This is a genomic window from Halopseudomonas pelagia (assembly GCF_009497895.1).
Classification (GTDB): domain Bacteria; phylum Pseudomonadota; class Gammaproteobacteria; order Pseudomonadales; family Pseudomonadaceae; genus Halopseudomonas; species Halopseudomonas pelagia_A.
Genome location: NZ_CP033116.1, coordinates 2,199,858 through 2,219,557 on the forward strand (window position 1 = coordinate 2,199,858; position 19,700 = coordinate 2,219,557).

Annotated in this window: 20 protein-coding genes and 2 tRNA genes; 11 read left to right on the forward strand and 11 right to left on the reverse strand. The window is 57.8% G+C overall.

Annotated features, from left to right (window positions below; translation table 11 throughout):
• Positions 1–10: 10 nt before the first annotated feature.
• Complete coding sequence (locus EAO82_RS10405) at positions 11–1,222, reverse strand: pyridoxal phosphate-dependent aminotransferase (RefSeq protein ID WP_096347233.1); 1,212 nt, start codon at positions 1,220–1,222, stop codon at positions 11–13.
• Positions 1,223–1,323: 101 nt separating this feature from the next.
• Between EAO82_RS10405 and msrB the strand changes: the two genes are divergently transcribed.
• Both msrB and EAO82_RS10415 read left to right on the forward strand, forming a co-directional pair.
• A complete protein-coding gene (gene msrB / locus EAO82_RS10410) occupies positions 1,324–1,719 on the forward strand; it encodes a peptide-methionine (R)-S-oxide reductase MsrB (RefSeq protein ID WP_096347234.1) in 396 nt (131 codons plus the stop codon).
• A complete protein-coding gene (locus tag EAO82_RS10415; protein ID WP_096347235.1) occupies positions 1,716–2,201 on the forward strand; it encodes a glutathione peroxidase in 486 nt (161 codons plus the stop codon). Before msrB ends, EAO82_RS10415 begins: the two co-directional genes overlap by 4 nt.
• Here the strand turns inward: EAO82_RS10415 and EAO82_RS10420 are convergent.
• The gene (locus EAO82_RS10420; RefSeq protein ID WP_096347236.1) at positions 2,198–4,540 is read right to left on the reverse strand and encodes an ATP-binding protein; all 2,343 of its coding nucleotides are present in this window, start codon (positions 4,538–4,540) and stop codon (positions 2,198–2,200) included. The genes EAO82_RS10415 and EAO82_RS10420 overlap by 4 nt on opposite strands.
• Positions 4,541–4,700: 160 nt before the next feature.
• Between EAO82_RS10420 and EAO82_RS10425 the strand changes: the two genes are divergently transcribed.
• Entirely contained in the window at positions 4,701–5,603 is a 903-nt protein-coding gene (locus tag EAO82_RS10425) for an ATP-binding protein (RefSeq protein WP_410402941.1), read from the forward strand.
• On the opposite strand, the gene EAO82_RS10430 is transcribed toward EAO82_RS10425, so the two are convergent.
• Both EAO82_RS10430 and EAO82_RS10435 read right to left on the reverse strand, forming a co-directional pair.
• Positions 5,588–6,259, reverse strand: coding sequence for a glutathione S-transferase family protein (locus EAO82_RS10430; RefSeq protein ID WP_096347237.1), 672 nt, complete (start codon positions 6,257–6,259; stop codon positions 5,588–5,590). The two genes, EAO82_RS10425 and EAO82_RS10430, sit on opposite strands and share 16 nt — an antisense overlap.
• 53 nt (positions 6,260–6,312) lie before the next feature.
• A complete protein-coding gene (locus tag EAO82_RS10435; RefSeq protein ID WP_096347238.1) occupies positions 6,313–7,083 on the reverse strand; it encodes a hypothetical protein in 771 nt (256 codons plus the stop codon).
• A gap of 288 nt (positions 7,084–7,371) precedes the next feature.
• Here EAO82_RS10435 and EAO82_RS10440 point away from each other — a divergent pair.
• Positions 7,372–7,447, forward strand: a tRNA-Glu gene (locus EAO82_RS10440).
• Between the two features lie 16 nt (positions 7,448–7,463).
• Positions 7,464–7,539: transfer RNA gene (locus tag EAO82_RS10445), tRNA-Gly, on the forward strand.
• A gap of 90 nt (positions 7,540–7,629) precedes the next feature.
• On the opposite strand, the gene EAO82_RS10450 is transcribed toward EAO82_RS10445, so the two are convergent.
• From EAO82_RS10450 to EAO82_RS10460, 3 genes are all read right to left on the reverse strand, one after another.
• Entirely contained in the window at positions 7,630–8,031 is a 402-nt protein-coding gene (locus EAO82_RS10450; RefSeq protein ID WP_096347239.1) for a PA2817 family protein, read from the reverse strand.
• An 82-nt stretch (positions 8,032–8,113) separates the two neighbouring features.
• A complete protein-coding gene (locus tag EAO82_RS10455) occupies positions 8,114–10,588 on the reverse strand; it encodes an acyl-CoA dehydrogenase (protein ID WP_096347275.1) in 2,475 nt (824 codons plus the stop codon).
• 173 nt (positions 10,589–10,761) lie between these two features.
• On the reverse strand, positions 10,762–12,081 hold the full coding sequence (locus EAO82_RS10460) for a spinster family MFS transporter (RefSeq protein ID WP_218838641.1): 1,320 nt from the start codon (positions 12,079–12,081) through the stop codon (positions 10,762–10,764).
• Positions 12,082–12,283: 202 nt separating this feature from the next.
• On the opposite strand from EAO82_RS10460, the gene EAO82_RS10465 reads away from it, so the two are divergent.
• The 3 genes from EAO82_RS10465 (at position 12,284) to queF (ending at position 14,901) form a co-directional block, all read left to right on the forward strand.
• A complete protein-coding gene (locus EAO82_RS10465; RefSeq protein WP_096347240.1) occupies positions 12,284–13,216 on the forward strand; it encodes an ABC transporter ATP-binding protein in 933 nt (310 codons plus the stop codon).
• A gap of 2 nt (positions 13,217–13,218) precedes the next feature.
• Positions 13,219–13,995 carry an ABC transporter permease gene (locus EAO82_RS10470; RefSeq protein WP_096347241.1) on the forward strand — a complete coding sequence of 259 codons (777 nt, stop codon included), beginning with the start codon at positions 13,219–13,221 and terminating at the stop codon, positions 13,993–13,995.
• A gap of 69 nt (positions 13,996–14,064) precedes the next feature.
• Positions 14,065–14,901: an NADPH-dependent 7-cyano-7-deazaguanine reductase QueF gene (gene queF / locus EAO82_RS10475; protein ID WP_096347242.1), complete on the forward strand. Its 837-nt coding sequence runs from the start codon at positions 14,065–14,067 to the stop codon at positions 14,899–14,901.
• A 30-nt stretch (positions 14,902–14,931) separates the two neighbouring features.
• Here queF and EAO82_RS10480 read toward each other — a convergent pair whose 3' ends face one another.
• Positions 14,932–15,210, reverse strand: a complete 279-nt coding sequence (locus tag EAO82_RS10480) for a DUF4404 family protein (RefSeq protein ID WP_096347243.1) — start codon at positions 15,208–15,210, stop codon at positions 14,932–14,934.
• 32 nt (positions 15,211–15,242) lie between these two features.
• Positions 15,243–15,668 (reverse strand): acyl-CoA thioesterase, encoded by a 426-nt coding sequence (locus EAO82_RS10485; RefSeq protein ID WP_096347244.1) that lies wholly within the window; start codon positions 15,666–15,668, stop codon positions 15,243–15,245.
• 106 nt (positions 15,669–15,774) lie between these two features.
• Between EAO82_RS10485 and EAO82_RS10490 the strand changes: the two genes are divergently transcribed.
• Positions 15,775–16,500: a VacJ family lipoprotein gene (locus tag EAO82_RS10490; RefSeq protein ID WP_410402942.1), complete on the forward strand. Its 726-nt coding sequence runs from the start codon at positions 15,775–15,777 to the stop codon at positions 16,498–16,500.
• A gap of 54 nt (positions 16,501–16,554) precedes the next feature.
• On the opposite strand, the gene EAO82_RS10495 is transcribed toward EAO82_RS10490, so the two are convergent.
• Positions 16,555–16,854 (reverse strand): PilZ domain-containing protein, encoded by a 300-nt coding sequence (locus EAO82_RS10495; RefSeq protein ID WP_096347245.1) that lies wholly within the window; start codon positions 16,852–16,854, stop codon positions 16,555–16,557.
• Positions 16,855–17,080: 226 nt separating this feature from the next.
• On the opposite strand from EAO82_RS10495, the gene EAO82_RS10500 reads away from it, so the two are divergent.
• Positions 17,081–18,271: a PP2C family protein-serine/threonine phosphatase gene (locus EAO82_RS10500; RefSeq protein ID WP_096347246.1), complete on the forward strand. Its 1,191-nt coding sequence runs from the start codon at positions 17,081–17,083 to the stop codon at positions 18,269–18,271.
• On the forward strand, positions 18,271–18,756 hold the full coding sequence (rssC, locus tag EAO82_RS10505; RefSeq protein ID WP_096347278.1) for an anti-sigma factor antagonist RssC: 486 nt from the start codon (positions 18,271–18,273) through the stop codon (positions 18,754–18,756). Before EAO82_RS10500 ends, rssC begins: the two co-directional genes overlap by 1 nt.
• On the opposite strand, the gene tal is transcribed toward rssC, so the two are convergent.
• The gene (gene tal / locus EAO82_RS10510; RefSeq protein ID WP_096347247.1) at positions 18,745–19,695 is read right to left on the reverse strand and encodes a transaldolase; all 951 of its coding nucleotides are present in this window, start codon (positions 19,693–19,695) and stop codon (positions 18,745–18,747) included. The genes rssC and tal overlap by 12 nt on opposite strands.
• Positions 19,696–19,700 lie beyond the last annotated feature (5 nt).

Consider the following 19,700-nt stretch of genomic DNA (forward strand, 5'->3'; position numbering starts at 1 on the left):
CGCCTGCTGACTACTGACGGTAGGTCTTGAGAAAATTGGCGATCCGGCCGATTGCCATTTCCAGGTCGTCCTTGCGCGGTAGCGAGACGATGCGGAAGTGATCCGGCCAGGGCCAGTTGAAGGCAGTGCCCTGAACCACCAGGATCTTCTCCTGTAACAACAGGTCCAGTACCATCTTTTCGTCGTTGTGGATCGGATAGACCTTCGGGTCCAGCTTCGGAAACAGATAGAGCGCACCCTTGGGTTTGGTGCAGCTGACGCCGGGAATATCGTTGAGCATTTCCCAGGCCGCATCCCGCTGCTCCAGGAGGCGCCCGCCGGGCAGGATCAAGTCGTTGATGCTTTGGTAACCGCCCAGCGCAGTCTGAATCGCATGCTGGGATGGCACGTTGGCGCACAGGCGCATGGAGGCGAGAATATCGATGCCTTCAATGTAGCTCTGGGCATTGTGCTTGGGGCCGCTGATGATCATCCAACCGGAACGAAAGCCCGCCACCCGGTAGGATTTCGACAGGCCGTTGAAGGTCAGGCACAACACGTCAGGTGCCAGCGCAGCGACCGAATCGTGCTCGGTGCCATCGTACAGAATCTTGTCGTAGATCTCGTCCGCAAACAGGATCAGGTTGTGCTCACGGGCAACCTGCACCAACTGCTCAAGCATATCCCGCGAGTAAACCGCCCCGGTCGGGTTGTTCGGGTTGATGATGACCATCGCCCGGGTGTTGGGGGTGATCTTGCTGCGGATATCTTCGATATCCGGATACCAGTCGGCCTGCTCGTCGCACAGGTAATGCACCGGCTTGCCGCCGGACAAGCTCACGGCAGCGGTCCACAGCGGGTAGTCAGGCGCCGGAATCAACACCTCGTCACCGTTGTTCAGCAGGCCCTGCATGGACATGACGATCAGCTCGGAAACGCCGTTACCCAGGTAGATGTCTTCGATGGTCACGCCGGCAATGTTCTTGGTCTGCGTGTAATGCATGACCGCCTTGCGCGCTGAAAACAGGCCCTTGGAATCGCTGTAGCCCTGCGCAGTGGACAGGTTGAGAATAACGTCCTGGAGGATTTCTTCCGGCGCTTCAAAACCGAAGGGCGCAGGATTGCCGATATTCAGTTTGAGAATACGGTGGCCTTCTTCCTCAAGGCGTTTGGCGTGGCGCAGAACCGGTCCGCGGATGTCATAACAGACATTGGCCAATTTATTCGACTTGCTAACCTGCATGGTACTTTCCCTGGGGGCTGTCAGAGTGAGGGTAAAACCAGCATCATACGTTGTGCGGCCCTGACTGGGAAAGTCCGACAACACCATCCGAGGAGTGAATCATGAAGAAAGTCATAAAGACCGAGGACGCCTGGCGCGAACAGCTGGATGATGCCCAGTTCCAGGTATGCCGGATGCGCGGGACGGAGCGCCCGTTTACCGGCGAGTACTACACCAATACGGTGCCGGGTGTGTACCACTGCGTTGCCTGCGATACGCCGCTGTTTGATACAGAGACCCAGTTTGACGCCGGCTGTGGCTGGCCCAGTTATTACGCGCCAATTGCCGAAGAGCTGATCAACGAGGTGGAGGACCGCAGCCATGGCATGCAGCGAACTGAAGTGACCTGCGCCTGCTGCGATTCGCATCTGGGCCATGTATTCCCCGACGGCCCGCCGCCTACTGGCTTGCGCTACTGTATCAACTCCGTTTGCCTGCGCCTGGAGCCACGCTCATGAACGACTCAGTCCTGACTATCCCGTGCACCACCATCGACCATCAGCAAACTCGCCTGGCTGATCTGAACGGCAAGGCCTATCTGATCGTCAACACCGCGAGCAAGTGCGGATTCACGCCGCAGTACAAGGGCTTGGAGGATCTGTCGCGCTCCTACGCCGAGCGGGGCTTGCGGGTGGTTGGGTTTCCCTGTAACCAGTTTGGCGCCCAGGAACCCGGCAGCGACGGCGACATTGCCGAGTTTTGTGAGCTCAACTACGGTGTGAGCTTTCCGATGTTCAGCAAGGTGGATGTCAACGGCGACGATGCCCACCCGCTGTTCGTGCGGCTGAAGGAAGAAGCGCCGGGGCTGCTCGGCAGCAAGGGCATCAAGTGGAACTTTACCAAGTTTCTGGTGGATGCCAATGGGCGTGTGATCAAGCGCTACGCGCCCACCACCAGCCCGGCTGATCTGAGTGGCGATATCGAAGCTTTGCTGGGTTAACCAGGCGTTAACCATGTGCTGAGCAGTGCTTGCAGATCTTCGCGCTTGAACGGCTTGGCCAGGTAGTCGTTCATGCCCGCCGCCTCGCAACGCTGCCGGTCTTCCTGCAGTGCGTTGGCAGTAAGGGCGATGATCGGGATATCGCGCCAGCGGGCATCGGCGCGCATCCGCCGGCTGGTTTCATAGCCGTCCATGACCGGCATATTGCAGTCCATCAGCACCAGGTCGTAGTCACTGGTTTCCAGCCGCGCGAGAGCAGCTTCACCCTGCTCGGCCACATCGACCTCATACCCCAGGCGCGTAAGCATGCCCTTGGCGACCATCTGATTGACGATATTGTCTTCCACCAGCAGTAGACGCTGTCCGGTGGCCGCGGGCTCTGCCCGCGCCTGCTCGGTTTGCTGGCTCTGGCCGCCAAGGCAGTGATCTATTGCTCTGGCCAGGCGCGCTCGGGCGGGCGGGCTGGGTACCTGGTGGGCAATGCCCAGGCTGGAAGCTTGCTCCGCGCTCAATAACTGCGTGTAGGGGCAGACCAACAAGCGCGGGATAGCTGCCTGGCGCAGCTCAAGCTGGCGTGCCAGAGCGGCGCTATCCAGCAGCCATAGATCGGCGTCAGGCAGATCGGCAGTGGGCAGTTGCTCTGCGTCGTAATCCAGCAACTGACAGCTCAGACGCCAGTGCCGGAGCATTTCATAGAGGATCCGGCCCTGTAGCCGTCCCTGCTGGTTCCAGATCACCACTTTGCAGGGTTGCGGATATTCAAAGGTGGCGGCCTGCTGGTGCGTGATCGCCGGCAGGGTGACGCTGAAGGTGCTGCCCTGGCCTGGAGTGGACTCGACCGAGAGTTCGCCGTGCATCGCATCGGTGAGACTCTTGCACAGCGCGAGCCCCAGTCCGGTGCCGCCAAACCGCCGGGAAATCTGCGCATCGGCCTGAGTGAAGGGCGAAAAAATAGTCTCGAGGGCCTCTTCGGCGATGCCGATACCGCTATCGCGCACGCTGATACGGACTTGCTGTCCGCCGTTGACCAGCGGTTCCAGTTCGACCTGGATGGCAACATAGCCGTGCTCGGTAAACTTCAATGCGTTGGACAGCAGGTTACTGACAATTTGCCGAACGCGGGTTGGGTCGCCGACCAGCAAGCCAGGCAGCAGGGGGTCAATCCGGCAGGTCAGTTCTACCTCCTGTTTGCCGGCATTTTGCGACAGCAGGTTGGCGGTATCCTCCAGCAACGCGCCGAGATCAAAGGGAATCGCCTCCAATTGCAGCTTGCCGGCCTCGAATTTCGACAGGTCGAGGATGTCATTCAGCAGGGTGACCAGTACCTTGCCGGAATCATAGGCAATGGTCAGTTGCTGGCGCTGCTCGTTATTGAGCGAGCTGTCCAGCGTCAGGCCGATCATGCCGAGCAAACCGTTGATCGGGGTGCGGATCTCATGGCTCATGCTGGCCAGGAACGTAGAGCGGGCACGGGCCATGCCCAGGGCTTCTTCGCGGGAGGTTTCCAGATCCTGGTTGGAGCGCCGCAACTGCGCGTTGGTTTCCTGAAGCTCGGTGGTACGCGCCTCGACGATGATTTCCAGCTCTTCCAGATATTGCCGCAGGCGTTCTTCGGCACGCAGCTTCTGGCGCATGTTGACGTCGATGCTTTGCAGCTGGCGGTTGATCACTTCGACCAGCGCACCAATCTCATCGCGCTCGTGATGGTCGGGGCAGGGCAGGCGGCTGCGGTCATCGCCCCCGGTGTTCATATCCAGCAGATCGTCGATCAGCCGCACCAGCGGTTTGGTCAGCATGGCGTAGAACAGCACCATCAGCACCAGCGACAGTACCAGGCTGAGAATGAAGCCCGAGAGCATGGTCAGCCCGGCGCGGCGCAAGAAGTTGGCACCCTGATGGAAGGTGTCTACCTCGATCACCAGGTGGCCCAGCAGCTCGTTGGGCGCGTGACTGACGAACAGCGGTTGGGAATAGGTGCGGCGGCGGTCGAACAGCGCATCGCTGACCGGCCGGTAGGGGCTGCTGGCCATCGGTCGGCTGACGCTGGCCAGAGCGATGGCGTTGTTGTCGACAATCTCGGCGCGTACTACCGGTGGCGCGCGCAGCAGTCCGTTAACCAGCTCCAGGGCCAGCTCGGCGTCGATGTTGTAGGCAATCCGTGAGGCCGGGCCGAGGCTGACATTGATCTGCGCCTGTACCTCATCGTCGATGGCGGCATTCTGTGCACGATAGTCGACCATTACCTGGATCAACCCGAGGAGGGTTCCCAGCATAAAGGCGGCCAATACTCCGAGACGGGTCTGCTTGAAGGAAAGACGATCAGTAAAGCGAATATTCATGCGTGTCCATCTGCCATAATCTGTCCGTGAGCTTAGCTCAACTCTGCCCGATGGGGAGTCGCAGTTGTTGCCTTGCGGCCAAGCTGGCTGGTCTGACATGGTGCTTGGCCATGGTCGTCAGTCTAGTCGCGTGGCATTCTTTGAGTATTTGGAGAACAGTATGTCAGAAATCTCGGCGCAGCAATTCATGCAGCGCGTGCTCTCGGTTATCGACCGTTTCGAACGCGCGGGGCCGTATGTGCCGGCCGCTATCGATTGGCAGCAGGTCCATGCCGCCCGCTGGATGGCTGAAGGCGCCGGCGGCTGGCTGCGGCCGTTGGTGAAGGGCAGCGAAGCGCATCTGCGTGACGTGATTGGTGTTGATCGGCAAAAAGGTTTGTTGCAGGCCAATACCCGGCAGTTTGTGCAAGGCATGCCGGCCAACAATGCGTTGCTCTGGGGTGCTCGAGGCACGGGCAAGTCGTCGCTGGTGCGCGCGTTGCTGGCGGAATATGCCGATCAGGGGCTGCGTTTGATCGAGATCGACAAGACGGATTTGCTGCATCTGCCCGCATTGGTCGAGCAAATACGCGATCTGCCCTGGCGCTTTCTGCTGTTCTGCGACGATCTGGCATTCGAGGCGGATGACAGCGCCTATAAAACCCTGAAAACCGTGCTTGATGGCAGCGTGGAAACCGCACCGGACAACCTGTTGTTATATGCAACTTCGAACCGCCGGCACTTGTTGCCGGAGCAGCGCAGCGATAATCAGGCGGCGAAAATGGTCGATGGCGAGCTGCACCCGGGTGAGGCGATAGAAGAAAAGATCGCCCTGTCTGATCGCTTCGGCCTGTGGGTCTCTTTCTATCCCTTTAGTCAGGAGCATTATCTCGCAGTAGTGCAGCACTGGCTGACGGAAGTCGCAGCGCAGTATCAGCTCGAATGGGCCTGGGACGACGAGCTGCAGCTGGAAGCACTGCGCTGGGCGTTGTCGCGGGGCAACCGCAACGGCCGCTGCGCCAGTCAGTTTGCCCGTGCCTGGGTGGGCCGGCGCCTGTTGGAAGAGAATCAGGCTGGCGCGTGACGCCGGTCAGCGTATTTAGCGATCAATTGATGTTCGGCGGGCAATAAGCCGCTGACGCTGCTGCGCCCGGTCACTCGGCTGAGTAATGAAGCGAGCCCGGGCCAGCGCTCTTCATCGATCAACGCGCCGACGTGGGCCAGGTTGATCAGTTGGCTGACGACTGCAATGTCGGCAATGCTGAAAACCTCGCCCAGAAAGTAGCGTTGATCTCCCAGTTCCCTTTCCAGGTAGTCAAACAACGGCGGCAACTGGGTTTGCAGCGCCCGCTCGACCGCCTGTTCGTCGGTTTGACCGCCCTTGAGCGGCTCCAGAAAGCGTTGGCTAAACACGGTGAAGGTAGCAAAGGCGGCCAATTCGTAATCGGCGTATTTCTCCAGCCAGCGTACCCTGGCTGCTTCTGCAGGGTTATGTCCATAAAGGGTAGAGCCAGGGTAAGTTTCGTGCAGATATTGGGCGATCACCGCCGAGTCCGCTAACGCAAGGTCACCATCCTGTATTGCCGGGATGCGCCCCAAGGGGCTGATCGCGTAATACCAGTCCGGCTGCTGCATGGGTGGCACCGCCACATGCTCGTGGGCTATACCCTGCTCACCGAGTTGGATGCGGATCTTGCGTACAAAAGGCGAGAGTATTGCGCCGTACAGGGTCAGGGCCATGCGGGAATCCGTGGGGGCAGGAGAGGGGGGTGAGTTAGGCTGTTGATCAGAAATCAGTCGTCGTAAACGGCTTTTTTCTTCCAGGAGTCATCGCTCTGCTCCAGCTCCTGCAGACCTGCGCTCAACTCATTGTTCTCATCAGAGTTTGCCTGCTCGGCGCGTACAGTGGCTATTTCAGCCATCTTCATCAGCTGCTTGTAGCGCTCCAGCTCTTGGGCATGGGCCGGGCTGTTGAGGTTGTTCAGATAAGTGACTGCGCGCTCGTATTGCAGTTTGGCAACGCGGGGCTTTTTATCGCGCATGGCCTGTTCAGCGACGACCTGAAACATGTCCAACGCGATTGCAATCAACTGCTGGCGAATTTGATTCGACCATTGGGCCAGAGTGGCTTTGTCGAGCAGGCCCTCCAGATGCGCCTGGGTAAGAAGCTGACGCACGTTTTCCAATTGCGAGCGTACTTCCTTGGCTGTTACCGGGTTGTCGATTTTCAAGGGGGCGTTATCAACCGGGATATCGGTTTGCGCCAATAGAGTCCGGGTGGCGTCCAGTTGCTGCTGGGCCCGTTGATTCTTGCGGTCTACGCGTAGCAGCTTTGTCAGTAAATGGGCTTCATAGCTGAGCAGCAGCTTCTTCAGTTCCGGGCTCATGAACTGGCCCGGTAGTTGGCTGCTGGTGTTCTGACACACCTTGAGCCTGGCATTCAGCTCGGCAGTTTGCCGTGCGCGCTCAAGCTTGGCCCGCTCTAGACTGTGGTTTATATAGCCAATGCTTAGCAGGATCAGAACGCCGCCTGCGACCAGAATGCCGATGAGTAGAGGTGACACGGGATATCTCTCTTTTTTGCCGGGAGCTTTTCCTGAACTTTATGCCACAATCGGGAAGGTTAAGGAAGGTTTGATCGCAAACTGCCGTTACCGCCTGGCGGACGCTTGACCCTGCGATTGGCGCTATGTCAGAACGGTTTGATGGAAATACCTGAAAAAAGATCGACTTGGGGCTTGACGCTACTCCGGTGCATGCATAAAATGCGCGCCACTTGCAGCGAACAAGGCAACAGCCAAGCAGCAGCAAGTAGTCGGGTTAACGCTCGGCACTGTGAAGTCCGGAACTGTGTCCCCTTCGTCTAGTGGCCTAGGACACCGCCCTTTCACGGCGGTAACAGGGGTTCGAGTCCCCTAGGGGACGCCACTTCGGCGTCTGATTTGCGGGAATAGCTCAGTTGGTAGAGCACGACCTTGCCAAGGTCGGGGTCGCGAGTTCGAGTCTCGTTTCCCGCTCCATATGTAACAAAGAAACCGCCCTGTGGCGGTTTTTTTGTGCCTGTTACAAAGCTAACCTCTCCGCGGCGGGGTCGCCACGGAGGTTTGGCTTCAGGGGCTCTGAATCAATTGCCGAGCCTGTTCCCAATTGAACTCCTCGCCGCGTTCTTCAGCAGCGGCACGGTGCTCGTCGATCAGCTGGTACTGGGCAATTTCTTCGTCCGGCATGAAGTGCAGACAATCGCCGCCAAAATACCAGAGCAGATCCCGCGGGATCATGTGCGCGATCTGTGGATAGCGGCTGATGATCTGACACATGATGTCCTGGCCGGCATGCAGACTGTCGTGGTCGCCTGCTTCCAGCTGAGTGATCAGTTCGTCAAAGCGCTCGAGAAATAGCAGGTTGCTCTCTTCCGGCACCTGCTCCATCAGCACGGATTGTGCGCGCAGGGTGTCAAACAGGCTTTTCAGCAGCGCCATGTGGTAGCGGTGGTAGGGCAGTTCTGGATTCATGGGATAGCTCCTGTTGCGAGGTGCGGCAGTCTAGCAAAAAAAAGGCCGGCGATGCGCCGGCCTGTTACTGCTGTTGCCAAGGCTACGCAGGCGTAGTTGAGGCTTTGGGTTTCTTCGCCGGCTTGGTTGCCTTCGGCGACATCTCTTCCTTGGAGAAATCGTCTACGGCAATCACGGCGGCGCGCGCCAGTCGTGCCGAGCGAATCTGCTCGGCTTCTTCCGGGCTGATAACACCAGCTTCCGCCGCCACTTCCAGCATGTCAGCCTCGCTGTCGTGTTCCAACTCGCCGGAATGAATGGCTTTGCCCAGACGCAGCTCCAACGGATCGGCGAGGATCACCTTCTCCAGTGTGCTGTTGAGCAGGCCGGTGACATCTTCTGGGTCGTTGCTACGGTAGCAGCCATCCAGCAGCCGATCACGCGCTGCACCGGGCGTCATCAGGCGGCGGGCGATCTCTGCACCAATCAGATCGCTGGGCGGCGACAGGTGACGGCCGAGCGGGAAGATGATCGGACGCAGCAGAATGCCCACGGCGCGGTTGGGGAAGTTCAGCAGCACTTCGTGCATGGCCTGCTCAGTCTGCGCGAGCAAGTCCTCAACGCCCCACTGAACAAAAGGCAGGTCCTCTTCCGGGCAACCCTGGTCCTGATAGTGCTTCAGGGTGGCGCTGGCCATATACAGGTTGCTGAGTACGTCGCCCAGGCGTGCCGAGATCCGCTCGCGGCGCTTGAGTTCGCCACCGAGCATCAACATGGTGACATCGGTCAGGGTGGCGAAGGCGGCGGCCAGGCGTGACAGCTGGCCGTAATAGGCACTGGTTTCGGCGTTGCCCGGGTTCTTCACGAAGCGACCATTGGTCAGACCCAACAGCAGGCTGCCCGAGGCGTTGCCGAGCGCAAAACCAATGTGCTCGAACAACAACTGATCGAAACGCTCAAGTGCGGAGTTTTCATCCGGGTCCTGGGTGGCCTGCATTTCCTGCAATACATAAGGGTGGCAACGAATTGCGCCCTGGCCGAAGATCATCATGCTGCGGGTAAGGATGTTTGCCCCTTCCACGGTGATGGAAATCGGAATCGACTGATATCCGCGGCCGAGATAGTTCTTCGGCCCCATGCAAATACCCTTGCCGCCGTGAACATCCATTGCATCATTGATGCAGGTACGCATGCGTTCGGTCAGGTGATACTTGACCACGCCGGAGAGCACCGAGGGCTTTTCACCCAGGTCCACGGCGCCTGCAGTCATGGTGCGGGCGGCGTTCATTACATAGGTGTTGCCACCGATGCGGGCCAGGGCTTCCTGAATACCCTCAAACTCGCCAATCGGCAGATTGAACTGCTTGCGAATGCGTGCGTAGGCGCCGGTGGTCATGCTGGCCATTTTTGCCGCGCCGGTGCTGCCGGCGGGCAGGGAGATGGAGCGGCCGACCGACAGGCAGTTCATCAGCATTACCCAGCCCTGGCCGATCATGTCCTGGCCGCCGATCAGGTAGTCCATCGGAATGAACACGTCCTTGCCGGAGTTGGGGCCGTTCATGAAGGCGGCGTTCAGCGGGAAATGTCTGCGGCCAATCTCGACCCCTTCAGTTTCGGTAGGAATCAACGCCAGGGTAATGCCGCGCTCTTCCTCGTCACCGAGCAGGTGGTCCGGATCAAATACCTTGAAGGCCAGTCCCAGGATAGTCGCGACCGGGCCCAGGGTGATGTAACGCTTCTCCCAGGTGACCTTGAGACCAATGACTTCCTGACCCTGCCACTGGCCCTTGCAGACGATGCCCTTGTCCGGCATGGCCCCAGCGTCGGAGCCAGCTTCGGGAGACGTCAGGGCAAAACAGGGAATGTCCGTGCCGTTGGCAAGGCGGGGCAGGTAATGATTTTTCTGCTCTTCGGTACCGTAATGCATCAGCAGTTCAGCCGGCCCCAGGGAGTTGGGCACCATGACGGTCGACCCAAGGTCACCACTGCGACTGGCCAGTTTCATCGCGATTTGCGAGTGCGCATAGGCTGAAAAGCCCTTTCCGCCGTATTCCTTGGGAATGATAAGACCGAAAAAGCCGTTGCTGCGGATGTAGCTCCAGCTGTCTTCAGACAGGTCCTGCAGCTCAGTGGTAAGCTCCCATTCGTCGGTCATGCGGCAGAGTTCTTCCACCGGCCCATCCATAAAGGCACGCTCTTCCTCAGTTAGCGTCGGCTTGGGAAAGCTGTGCAACCGATTCCAGTCGGGACGGCCACTGAACAGCTCGCCATCCCACCAGACAGTGCCGGCGTCCAGCGCTTCCTGTTCGGTATCGGAAATGGGCGGGAGGACTTTCTTGAACCAGGAGAACATTGGTTTACTGATGCTGTTCCGGCGTACATCAGGCAGATTCAGGGGGATGGCAACGCAGAGGAAGACTGCCCAGAGCAGCAGGTCGATAAACCAATGCACTGGCGCCAGCAGGGTCATTGCCAGCAGATAAGCGCCTATAGCGAGGCAGGCATTGAGTAGCCCCACGCGCAGATAAGCCAATAATGCGATGCCTAGCACCAGGCCGATAAGCCAGAGTAGGGTGATCATTCAGCACTCCTTTTTCCATTGATCCAATTCACAGCACAGTTCCTAGCATAGACCCTTGAGCACTCGAGGGTAACCGCAGGATGTAACAGAATGGACAATCAGGAGGTGAAATTAGTGCCCGGCGAGGCGGTAAAAACGGCGGCTCCGGGAGGCGCCGCCGGGAGGATTGACTAGCCCGGATCCACTAGATTGCCGGTGTCAGAGGAGATCGTTTTGCCTGCAAGGTAATAGTGATAGGCCGCCCACAGATTGACGAACGCAGCGCCAAGCAGCGCGTAGCGCAGGCTGTCGTTATCAAACCACTGGCGCATCACGTCGCTGGCGATACCGATCAGTTGCGGTCCAAAACCCAGGCCAACCAGATTGAGCACGAAGAGCATGATGGCCGAGGCCAATGCGCGACTGCGCAGCGGCGTAAGGCTCTGGATCATGGCGAAACTGGGCCCAAGATAGAACGCGCCCAGGAAGGCCGCCGGCATATACACCACCAGTGCCCAGAAGGTGCTGTCGATCATGTAGAAAGACACGATGAAGGGGATGGCCAGTACCTTGGCCAGGCCGACGATCCAGGCGTTCCAGGCCTGGTCCTTGGCAGCAAGGCGGTCGGCGAGTATGCCGCCGATGTACGCACCCAGACCGCCGACAATACCCATGACCGGGCCCAGGAACAGACCCACCTGGCCGGGCGTCAGCCCATGGCTGCGAATCAGGAATGCAGGACCCCAGACGATGCTGCCGTAGCCCACCAGCGCCGTCAGTGTCACGCCAATAACCACGTGCCGTGTGGTGCGTACACGCCAGAGCACGGCGAAGCCGGCTTTAACGTTGACCTTTTGCAATGCAGATGGCTTGGCGCCGCCGTCGGCAAAGCCACGGGGTGGCTCGATCATGGTGAAACGCACCAGCAAGGCGATGGCCAGACCAGGCAAGCCCACTACGAAGAAGGCTGCGCGCCAGCCCCACCACTCAGCGACGAAGCCGCCAATCATAAAGCCCAGCATGATGCCGAAATAGACGCCGAGAGCGTAGATGGACATGGCACTGGAACGCTGTTCCTTCGGATACAGGTCAGACAACATGGAGTGCGAAGGCGGACTTGAACCGGCCTCACCAATACCCACACCGACCCGGGCTGCCGCCAACTGCCAGAAGTTCTGCGCCAGACCGCAGACCGCCGTCATAAGGCTCCAGATACCGATGGACCAGGCAATGATGTTACGGCGGTTGGAGCGGTCAGCCCACACTGCGATAGGGATGCCCAAGGTGGCATAGAACAGCGCAAAGGCGATGCCGGATAGAAAGCCTAACTGAGTATCCGAGAGCAGCAGGTCGGCCTTCAGTGGTTCGATCAGAATGCCAACGATATTGCGGTCGACATGGCTTGAGGTATAGGCGAGTACCAACAGAAATAACGCATAGCGGCGATAACGGGGAGTGATACGGGCGGCGTAGTCTTCCATATCGACGGGTGAGTCTGGCTTCAAGGCCATTGGCGTCTCCGAAAAGGTCATGCTGAGTTGTTTTTGTGTGCCGGAAGCATAGGGCTGCAGGCGGCTGGCGCACAACTGACCAGAGGGTCACATTTGTAGCAGATTTGTAGCTGGGCGCAGCGCCGGTGCCTTTGACGGGGGTTGATATTGTTCGCAAAGGCCCCATATAAGTGAGCTCATTTCTATTCGCTGGAAGGCATGCATGACAGCAGCTATCAGTATTCGCGACCTCGAGAAGACCTATGCCAACGGTTTTCAGGCGCTCAAGGGCATCAATCTCGAGGTGCAGCAGGGCGACTTCTTTGCGCTGCTGGGCCCCAATGGCGCCGGTAAGTCCACCACCATCGGCATTCTCTCATCACTGGTGAACAAATCCACCGGGAAGGTCAGTGTGTTCGGGCATGACCTGGATACCGATCTGCTGGCCGCCAAGCGCTGTATCGGCGTGGTGCCGCAGGAGTTCAATTTTAGCCAGTTCGAAAAGACCATGGATATTCTGGTCAACCAGGCTGGCTATTACGGTATCGCATTGGCCGATGCCAAGGTGCGGGCTGAGCGGTATCTGAAGCGGCTGGGCTTGTGGGACAAACGCAACGAACCATCGCGCATGCTTTCCGGCGGGATGAAACGCCGCTTGATGATCGCCCGCGCGCTGATTCATGAGCCCAAGCTGCTGATTCTCGATGAGCCTACCGCCGGCGTTGATATCGAGATTCGCCGGTCAATGTGGCAGTTCCTGCAGGAAATCAACGCGCAGGGCATCACCATCGTGCTGACCACGCATTATCTGGAAGAAGCCGAGCAACTGTGCAAGAACATCGCGATCATTGATCAGGGCCAGATCATCCATAACACCAGCATGCGCAAATTGCTCATGGAGCTGCACACTGAAACCTTCCTGCTCGATTGTGCAGCAAGTTTTGATCAGGCGCCGAGCTTGCCTGGCTACGCCTGCAATCTGGTGGACCCGCATACGCTGGCGGTGCAGGTGGACAAGCACCAGGGACTCAACGCCTTGTTCGCCGTGCTCAGCGAGCAAGGTGTACAGGTACAGAGTATGCGCAACCGCAGTAACCGGCTGGAAGAGCTGTTTCTGATGTTGGTCGATGAAAACGCTGAAAAAGGGGCTGCCTGATCATGACTTACTGGCGTAGTAGCTGGATTGCATTCACGACCATCGTTCTCAAGGAGATACGCCGTTTCACTCGTATCTGGCCTCAGACCTTGTTGCCACCAGGCATCACCATGGCCTTGTATTTCGTCATCTTCGGGAACCTGATTGGCAGCCGGATCGGCGAGATGGACGGGTATGCCTATATCGACTACATCGTGCCTGGTCTGATCATGATGTCGGTCATTACCAACAGCTATTCCAATGTGGTGTCGAGCTTCTTCAGCACCAAGTTCCAGCGCTCTATCGAGGAGCTGATGGTCGCGCCGGTGTCGCCGCATGTGATCCTGCTCGGCTATACCTTTGGCGGTGTGGCGCGCGGTTTGGCGGTGGGGCTGATCGTCACGCTGATGTCGTTGTTCTTTACCCGGCTGCAAGTGCAGCATCTGGGGTTGACGATAGTGGTGGTATTTCTCACCTCGCTGGTCTTTGCGCTGGGCGGTTTTATCAACGCGGTGTTTGCCAAGACCTTTGACGATATTTCGATTATCCCGACCTTTGTGCTGACGCCACTGACCTACCTGGGCGGGGTGTTCTATTCGATCAGCATGCTGCCGGAGTTCTGGCAAAAGGTGTCGCTGATCAATCCGATCCTGCACATGGTCAACGCCTTCCGCTATGGCATTCTCGGCGTCTCGGACATTCCGATCGGTGTCGCGTTGGTCTTGATGGTGGTGTTTGTCGGGCTTCTTTATAGCGTCAGCTATTGGCTGCTACTGCGCGGCATTGGCATGCGCCAGTAGCTAATAGCTACTGGTCGGCACGGGTGCTGCGGAGTATGCTTGATTGCTTGCTTGCATGGAGATCAATCAATGGACCAGCACCCTGCTGAACAGTCGCCGCTGGGCAAGAGCAGTGTCTATGTCAGCGTCTATACCCCATCACTGCTTTTCCCCATAGCTCGCGAGCCGAAATGGCTGCAGCTGGAGCTGGATCCCGAGCATTTGCCGTTTCACGGTGCGGATATCTGGAACTGTTACGAGCTGTCCTGGCTGAGCCCGTCGGGCAAGCCGGAAGTGGCGGCTGCGGAGTTCATATTCCCGATCAAGGCCAAGCGCATCGTCGAGTCGAAATCCTTCAAGTTGTACCTGAACTCGTTCAACCAGACCGTGTTCCGCGACCGCGCAGAAGTCTTGCATACGCTGGAGTCGGATCTCAGTGTGGCGGCGCAAGGTCCGGTCATGGTGCGGCTGTTCGGTATGAATCAGCTCTACCATGTGGGCATGAGTCAGCTGCCGGGTGAGTGCATTGACGACCTGCCAGTTGCTGTCAGCCAGTACACATACGATCCAACGCTGCTGGAGCTTGCCGAGGCGGGTGGACTGGCCCGTGAGTCACTGCACAGTCATCTGCTCAAGTCCAACTGCCCGGTCACCGGCCAGCCGGACTGGGGCAGCATCATGCTCAGCTATTCCGGCAAGCGCCTGGACCATGCTTCGGTATTGAGGTATCTGGTGTCGTTCCGGCAGCATTCGGACTTTCATGAGCAGTGCGTGGAGCGGATTTTCTGTGACGTATTGGCGTTGCTGGGAAGGGGGGCGGAGCTGACGGTGTATGCCCGCTACGTGCGTCGCGGCGGGCTGGATATTAATCCATATCGATCTACCAGCGCCAGCTTCCCGGACAATCTACGCCTGGCCAGGCAGTAAAGCGCCGCGCCCGGGTAGCGCTGGACGATGTCAGATACCCATATCCGACAGCGCCTTGCCGACACTCTGCAGCGTCGCTGCAACGGTCGGATGCCGGGCGGAGAATTGCTCAATCATCAGGTTTACGCCATCTACCAGCGTCGGATCCTCTTCGGGCGCCTCATTGGCTTCAACCGCGCGCAAGCGCGCTTCGATATTGTCGGCCAGCGCTTGCAGTGACGCGCGCTCTTCTTCCGACATCGGGCCATCGGTCTCGTTGAGCGTGCGTTGCAAGCTCTCCAGCTGGATCTGCAATTGACGTGCGGGCATGGGCACTTCCTCTTTTGAATTATCTGTTTTCACTATACCACCAAGGGGGCGAAACCCATGGTTACTCTGACTTTATCAGGCACGGGAATGGGTCGCTGACTGGCAACATCGATCCACACCATTTTGACCTCACCGTGGCCAACCAGTGCCGTGTCGCCCTGGACATACATCTTGTGTTTGAGCGTCAAGCTGGTGCGGCCGACCTCGCCAGCGTGGAGTTCGACCACCACGGTGGATGGATGATCCACCGGTTTGAGAAAATGGTGCGTGCACGATAGCAACACCAGTCCCTGGCCCACCTGACGACGTTGCGCGCCGATGCCGTCAAGCCATTCGATACGCGCTTCCTCCAGATATTGATAATAACGAATGTTATTGACGTGCTGGTTGGTGTCCATGTCGCCCCAGCGAACAGGGATGTTTGAAACATAAAGTGGTGGTTTGACTGCTGCGCTCATATTTGAAAATCACTGATCAATGGTGGTTTATGCATTACACTTGCCGGTCTAATGGGAATGGTTATGCTTCCCGACGCCTATAGATAGTTGTTTATGGAGAATACAGATGTCGCGGATACCCGTTAGAAAGCAGGCTTTTTTGGTGGCGGTATTGTCCGGTTTGTTGCTGACGCCAGCAATGGTTAATGCTCAGGATACCTATGCGGATGAAAGCGCCAATGCCGACCCGTGGGAGCCGGTCAATCGCGTGATCTTTCGCTTTAATGACACGCTGGATACCTACACGCTAAAGCCGATTGCCAAAACCTACGACCGTTTTATGCCGCAGCAGCTCGACGACGGTATCAGCAACGTATTTGGTAATCTGGGCGAGCCGAGAAACCTGGTCAACAACACCCTGCAGGGCAAGTTTCGCGACGCTGGCGTGGATATGGCGCGCTTCCTGCTGAATACCACAGTGGGCGTGGTAGGCGTGTTTGATGTGGCCACACGCATGGGCTTGCAGCGTAATGATGAAGACTTCGGCCAGACACTGGGTGCCTGGGGCGTCTCAAGCGGACCTTACGTGGTACTGCCCCTGCTGGGGCCGAGTACTGTACGTGACGGCGGAGCACGTGTGCCGGAAGCGTTGGCGAATTACAGCTATACCGGTCAGATCGATCACGTGCCTACCCGTAATACCGCACTGGGCACTGATCTGATCGACACGCGTGCATCACTTCTGGCTCAGGAAAAGATGATCAGAGGCGATCGTTACAACTTTATCCGCAACGCTTTCCTGCAAAACCGCGAGTTCAAGGTTAAGGATGGCGATGTAGAAGATCCCTTTTAAGTTGGAAGTGCATGGCGCTGGTGCTGCCAGCGTTATGCACCTGCAGTCTCGGGCTTAATCGAGGCTGTCGAATTGAATACCCACGGCATAGCGTCCCTGTGCGTCAGTGACGCAACGGGTGACCTGGCCGCTGGCTTGCAACCCTTTGAGGTGCTCGGTGGGAGAGGGGATGCTCAGCTGAACCTGCGTGCCCTCGGGCAGCGCCTTGTCCAGCACCACTTGCACGCCCTGGCTGGACAGATCCTGACATTCGACAGATAGCTGTTCGCCGTTGGCGGTCAGCGTTGCCGCAGTCTGTACCTTCATACGGATGAAATCGCGCTTTTCGTTATATTGCTGATCATGAAATGACATGCTCGAATCTCCGTTAGGCCTGCGTCATAGCAGGTTTATGCTACCTGCTCATCCTAATTCCCCGCGCTGGCGCGCACAAGCTTTCCGCCTGGCTTCGCAGGTGGTTGCCTGAACCTGCGGATGGGAGTAGTGTTTGCCCCTTGAAAACGTCAGGTTACCTGACATCGGCTCACACACCCTGTGGCCTGCAGCCTGCTCAGCTGCCGGGCAATGACGTAGGGACTCTATGCAGCTTACTGGCACGACTTTGCTGGTTATTGACGATGATGACGTCGTCCGGCAAGACATCGCGATGCGTTTGCAGACCGGCGGATTTGATGTGCTCCAGGCCAATCAGGCTGGACCAGGGTTGGAGCTTTTCGCCCGGAATGCGCCTGACCTGGTGCTATTCAATCTGCAGATGTCAGATCAAAGCGGACTTGCCCTGATCCGTCAGATCGCTGAAAACTCTCCCGATACGCCGTTGGTGGTCATCGCTGATGCAGGTGACATGAGCGCTGTGGTAGAGGCTCTTCATGCCGGTGCCAGCGATTATCTGCTTAAACCTCTGGCGGATCTGGCAGTGCTCGAACATGTGGTCAAGCGCTCGCTGGAGCAGGCGCGGCTGCGAGTCGAGAATCAGCGCATTCGCGAGCGCCTTGAAACCGCAAACCGCGAGTTGCAGAACCACCTGCAGGAGCTGAAGGACGATCAGGCTGCTGGCCACCAGGTGCAGCTAAATATGCTGCCTCAATCACCTTGGCAGAGTGGCGAGTACGAATTCCAGCACCGAATTATTCCTTCGCTGTATCTGTCTGGTGATTTCGTCGATTATTTCCGCGTGTCTGAGACCCAGTTGGCTTTCTATCTGGCTGACGTGTCCGGGCATGGCGCTTCTTCAGCGTTCGCCACGGTGCTGCTCAAGTTCATGACGACGCGCCTGCTCTATGAGCAGCGGCGGCAGGATGGCAACGGGCCTATCGCATTCAAGCCATCTGACGTGCTCGGGCATATCAACCGAAGCCTGATCAGTTGCAAGCTCGGCAAGCACGTGACAATGCTCGGCGGGATCATAGATGAGGCGCAGCAGACGCTGACCTACAGTATCGGCGGTCATCTGCCGCTACCTGTATTGTACAGTGATGGCCAGGCGCGCTATCTGGAAGGCAAGGGCCGGCCGGTCGGGTTGTTTGAGGACGCGGTCTATCAAGACAACGTGATTGAGCTTCCTCAGCGCTTTTCGCTGACTTTATGCTCTGATGGCGTGCTTGATTGCCTCAGCGGGACTACGCTGAGAGAGAAAGAACAGCAGCTGCCGCGCCTGATCGAAGAGGCCGGTGGAAGGTTGAAAGCCCTTATGGGCAAGCTTAATCTGCAACCCGGCAAAGTCATGCCGGATGATATTTCACTGATGATGTTAAGCAGGAACCCAGGATGATGACCACTGGCAAGATCCAGTTTGCAGAGTCGGAGGGCACCTTTGTCCTTAAATTCGTGGGTGACGTGCGGCTGACACTGTGCGCGGCGCTGGACGCTTATATCGAGAAAATCTTCAGCGTACTGACCTTTAACGCCATTATTATTGATCTGACCGAAACCGATGGCATCGACAGCACTTCCCTGGGGTTGCTGGCAAAGCTGTCGATTTTGTCCAAGCAGAAAGTGGGCTTCCTACCGACGCTGGTTTCCAATCAGGAAGACATGAATCGTCTGTTGCAGAGCATGGGTTTCGATCAGGTGTTCAATATCGTCAGTCAGATCACCCCGACTGACGCCGAGCTTGAGGATTTGCCCGGGCAGTTATTATCCGAGAATCTGGTTAAAGACAAAGTGCTCGAGGCCCACCGTATTCTGATGAACCTCAATGAGCACAACCGCGACGCCTTCCGCGATCTGGTCAGCGCCCTCGAATCAAGCGGCTGACCTGGCCCGCAACAACAGCAGTTCTTCCAGTTTGACTTGATCAGCCGCAAAGGCGCGTATGCCTTCGGCAAGTTTATCTGTGGCCATGGCATCTTCATTATGCGCCCAACGGAACGCCGCCTCGTCCAGCACTTCACGCTCGTCGCTGCTTGGCTGAGTCAGAACCTCGGAAGGCTTCAATTCGCCTTCTTCCTCGGCCAGCTGTTGCAACAGCGCCGGGCTGATGGTCAGCCTGTCGCAGCCGCTCAGGGCTTCAATCTGGCCGATGTTGCGGAAGCTCGCACCCATCACCACGGTGCTGTACTGATGCTGTTTGTAGTAGCGATAGATACGTGCCACCGATTGCACGCCGGGGTCTTCCTGACCCTGGAAATCCCGCCCGTCACGCTTCTTGTACCAGTCGTAGATACGACCAACAAAGGGCGATATCAGAAATACGCCAGCATCTGCACAGGCCTGAGCCTGGGCGAAGGAAAAAAGTAGGGTGAGGTTGCACTGAATGCCCTGTTTTTCCAGCTCGGCGGCGGCCTGGATGCCTTCCCAGGTGGAAGCGATCTTGATCAGTACCCGATCACGGGTGACGCCCGCTTCCTCGTAACGTTCAATCAGTCGATGCGCCTTGTCCAGCGTCGCCTGGCGATCAAAAGACAAGCGTGCATCTACTTCGGTGGAAATGCGGCCGGGAATCAGCTTGATGATGTCACTGCCGACACCTACTGCGAAGTGGTCGCAGGCATCGGCAATTGGATTGAAACTGGACGCTGATACGCTAAGGGCACGGTCCAGATGCTGGTGATACTCCTCCTGCTGCGCGGCTTTAAGCAGCAAGGAAGGGTTGGTAGTCGCGTCCACCGGCTGCAGGTTGCGAATCGCCTGTATGTCACCGGTATCGGCGACAATCAGTGTGTGCTGTTTGAGGCTGTCTAATTTGCTGGTCATGATCG

Coding starts and splice junctions, on each gene's coding strand:
- EAO82_RS10405 (WP_096347233.1), bottom strand. CDS start 1,222: ATGCAGGTTAGCAAGTCGAATAAATTGGCCAATGTCTGTTATGACATC.
- msrB (WP_096347234.1), top strand. CDS start 1,324: ATGAAGAAAGTCATAAAGACCGAGGACGCCTGGCGCGAACAGCTGGAT.
- EAO82_RS10415 (WP_096347235.1), top strand. CDS start 1,716: ATGAACGACTCAGTCCTGACTATCCCGTGCACCACCATCGACCATCAG.
- EAO82_RS10420 (WP_096347236.1), bottom strand. CDS start 4,540: ATGAATATTCGCTTTACTGATCGTCTTTCCTTCAAGCAGACCCGTCTC.
- EAO82_RS10425 (WP_410402941.1), top strand. CDS start 4,701: ATGTCAGAAATCTCGGCGCAGCAATTCATGCAGCGCGTGCTCTCGGTT.
- EAO82_RS10430 (WP_096347237.1), bottom strand. CDS start 6,259: ATGGCCCTGACCCTGTACGGCGCAATACTCTCGCCTTTTGTACGCAAG.
- EAO82_RS10450 (WP_096347239.1), bottom strand. CDS start 8,031: ATGAATCCAGAACTGCCCTACCACCGCTACCACATGGCGCTGCTGAAA.
- EAO82_RS10460 (WP_218838641.1), bottom strand. CDS start 12,081: ATGGCCTTGAAGCCAGACTCACCCGTCGATATGGAAGACTACGCCGCC.
- EAO82_RS10465 (WP_096347240.1), top strand. CDS start 12,284: ATGACAGCAGCTATCAGTATTCGCGACCTCGAGAAGACCTATGCCAAC.
- EAO82_RS10470 (WP_096347241.1), top strand. CDS start 13,219: ATGACTTACTGGCGTAGTAGCTGGATTGCATTCACGACCATCGTTCTC.
- queF (WP_096347242.1), top strand. CDS start 14,065: ATGGACCAGCACCCTGCTGAACAGTCGCCGCTGGGCAAGAGCAGTGTC.
- EAO82_RS10480 (WP_096347243.1), bottom strand. CDS start 15,210: ATGCCCGCACGTCAATTGCAGATCCAGCTGGAGAGCTTGCAACGCACG.
- EAO82_RS10485 (WP_096347244.1), bottom strand. CDS start 15,668: ATGAGCGCAGCAGTCAAACCACCACTTTATGTTTCAAACATCCCTGTT.
- EAO82_RS10490 (WP_410402942.1), top strand. CDS start 15,775: ATGTCGCGGATACCCGTTAGAAAGCAGGCTTTTTTGGTGGCGGTATTG.
- EAO82_RS10495 (WP_096347245.1), bottom strand. CDS start 16,854: ATGTCATTTCATGATCAGCAATATAACGAAAAGCGCGATTTCATCCGT.
- EAO82_RS10500 (WP_096347246.1), top strand. CDS start 17,081: ATGCAGCTTACTGGCACGACTTTGCTGGTTATTGACGATGATGACGTC.
- rssC (WP_096347278.1), top strand. CDS start 18,271: ATGACCACTGGCAAGATCCAGTTTGCAGAGTCGGAGGGCACCTTTGTC.
- tal (WP_096347247.1), bottom strand. CDS start 19,695: ATGACCAGCAAATTAGACAGCCTCAAACAGCACACACTGATTGTCGCC.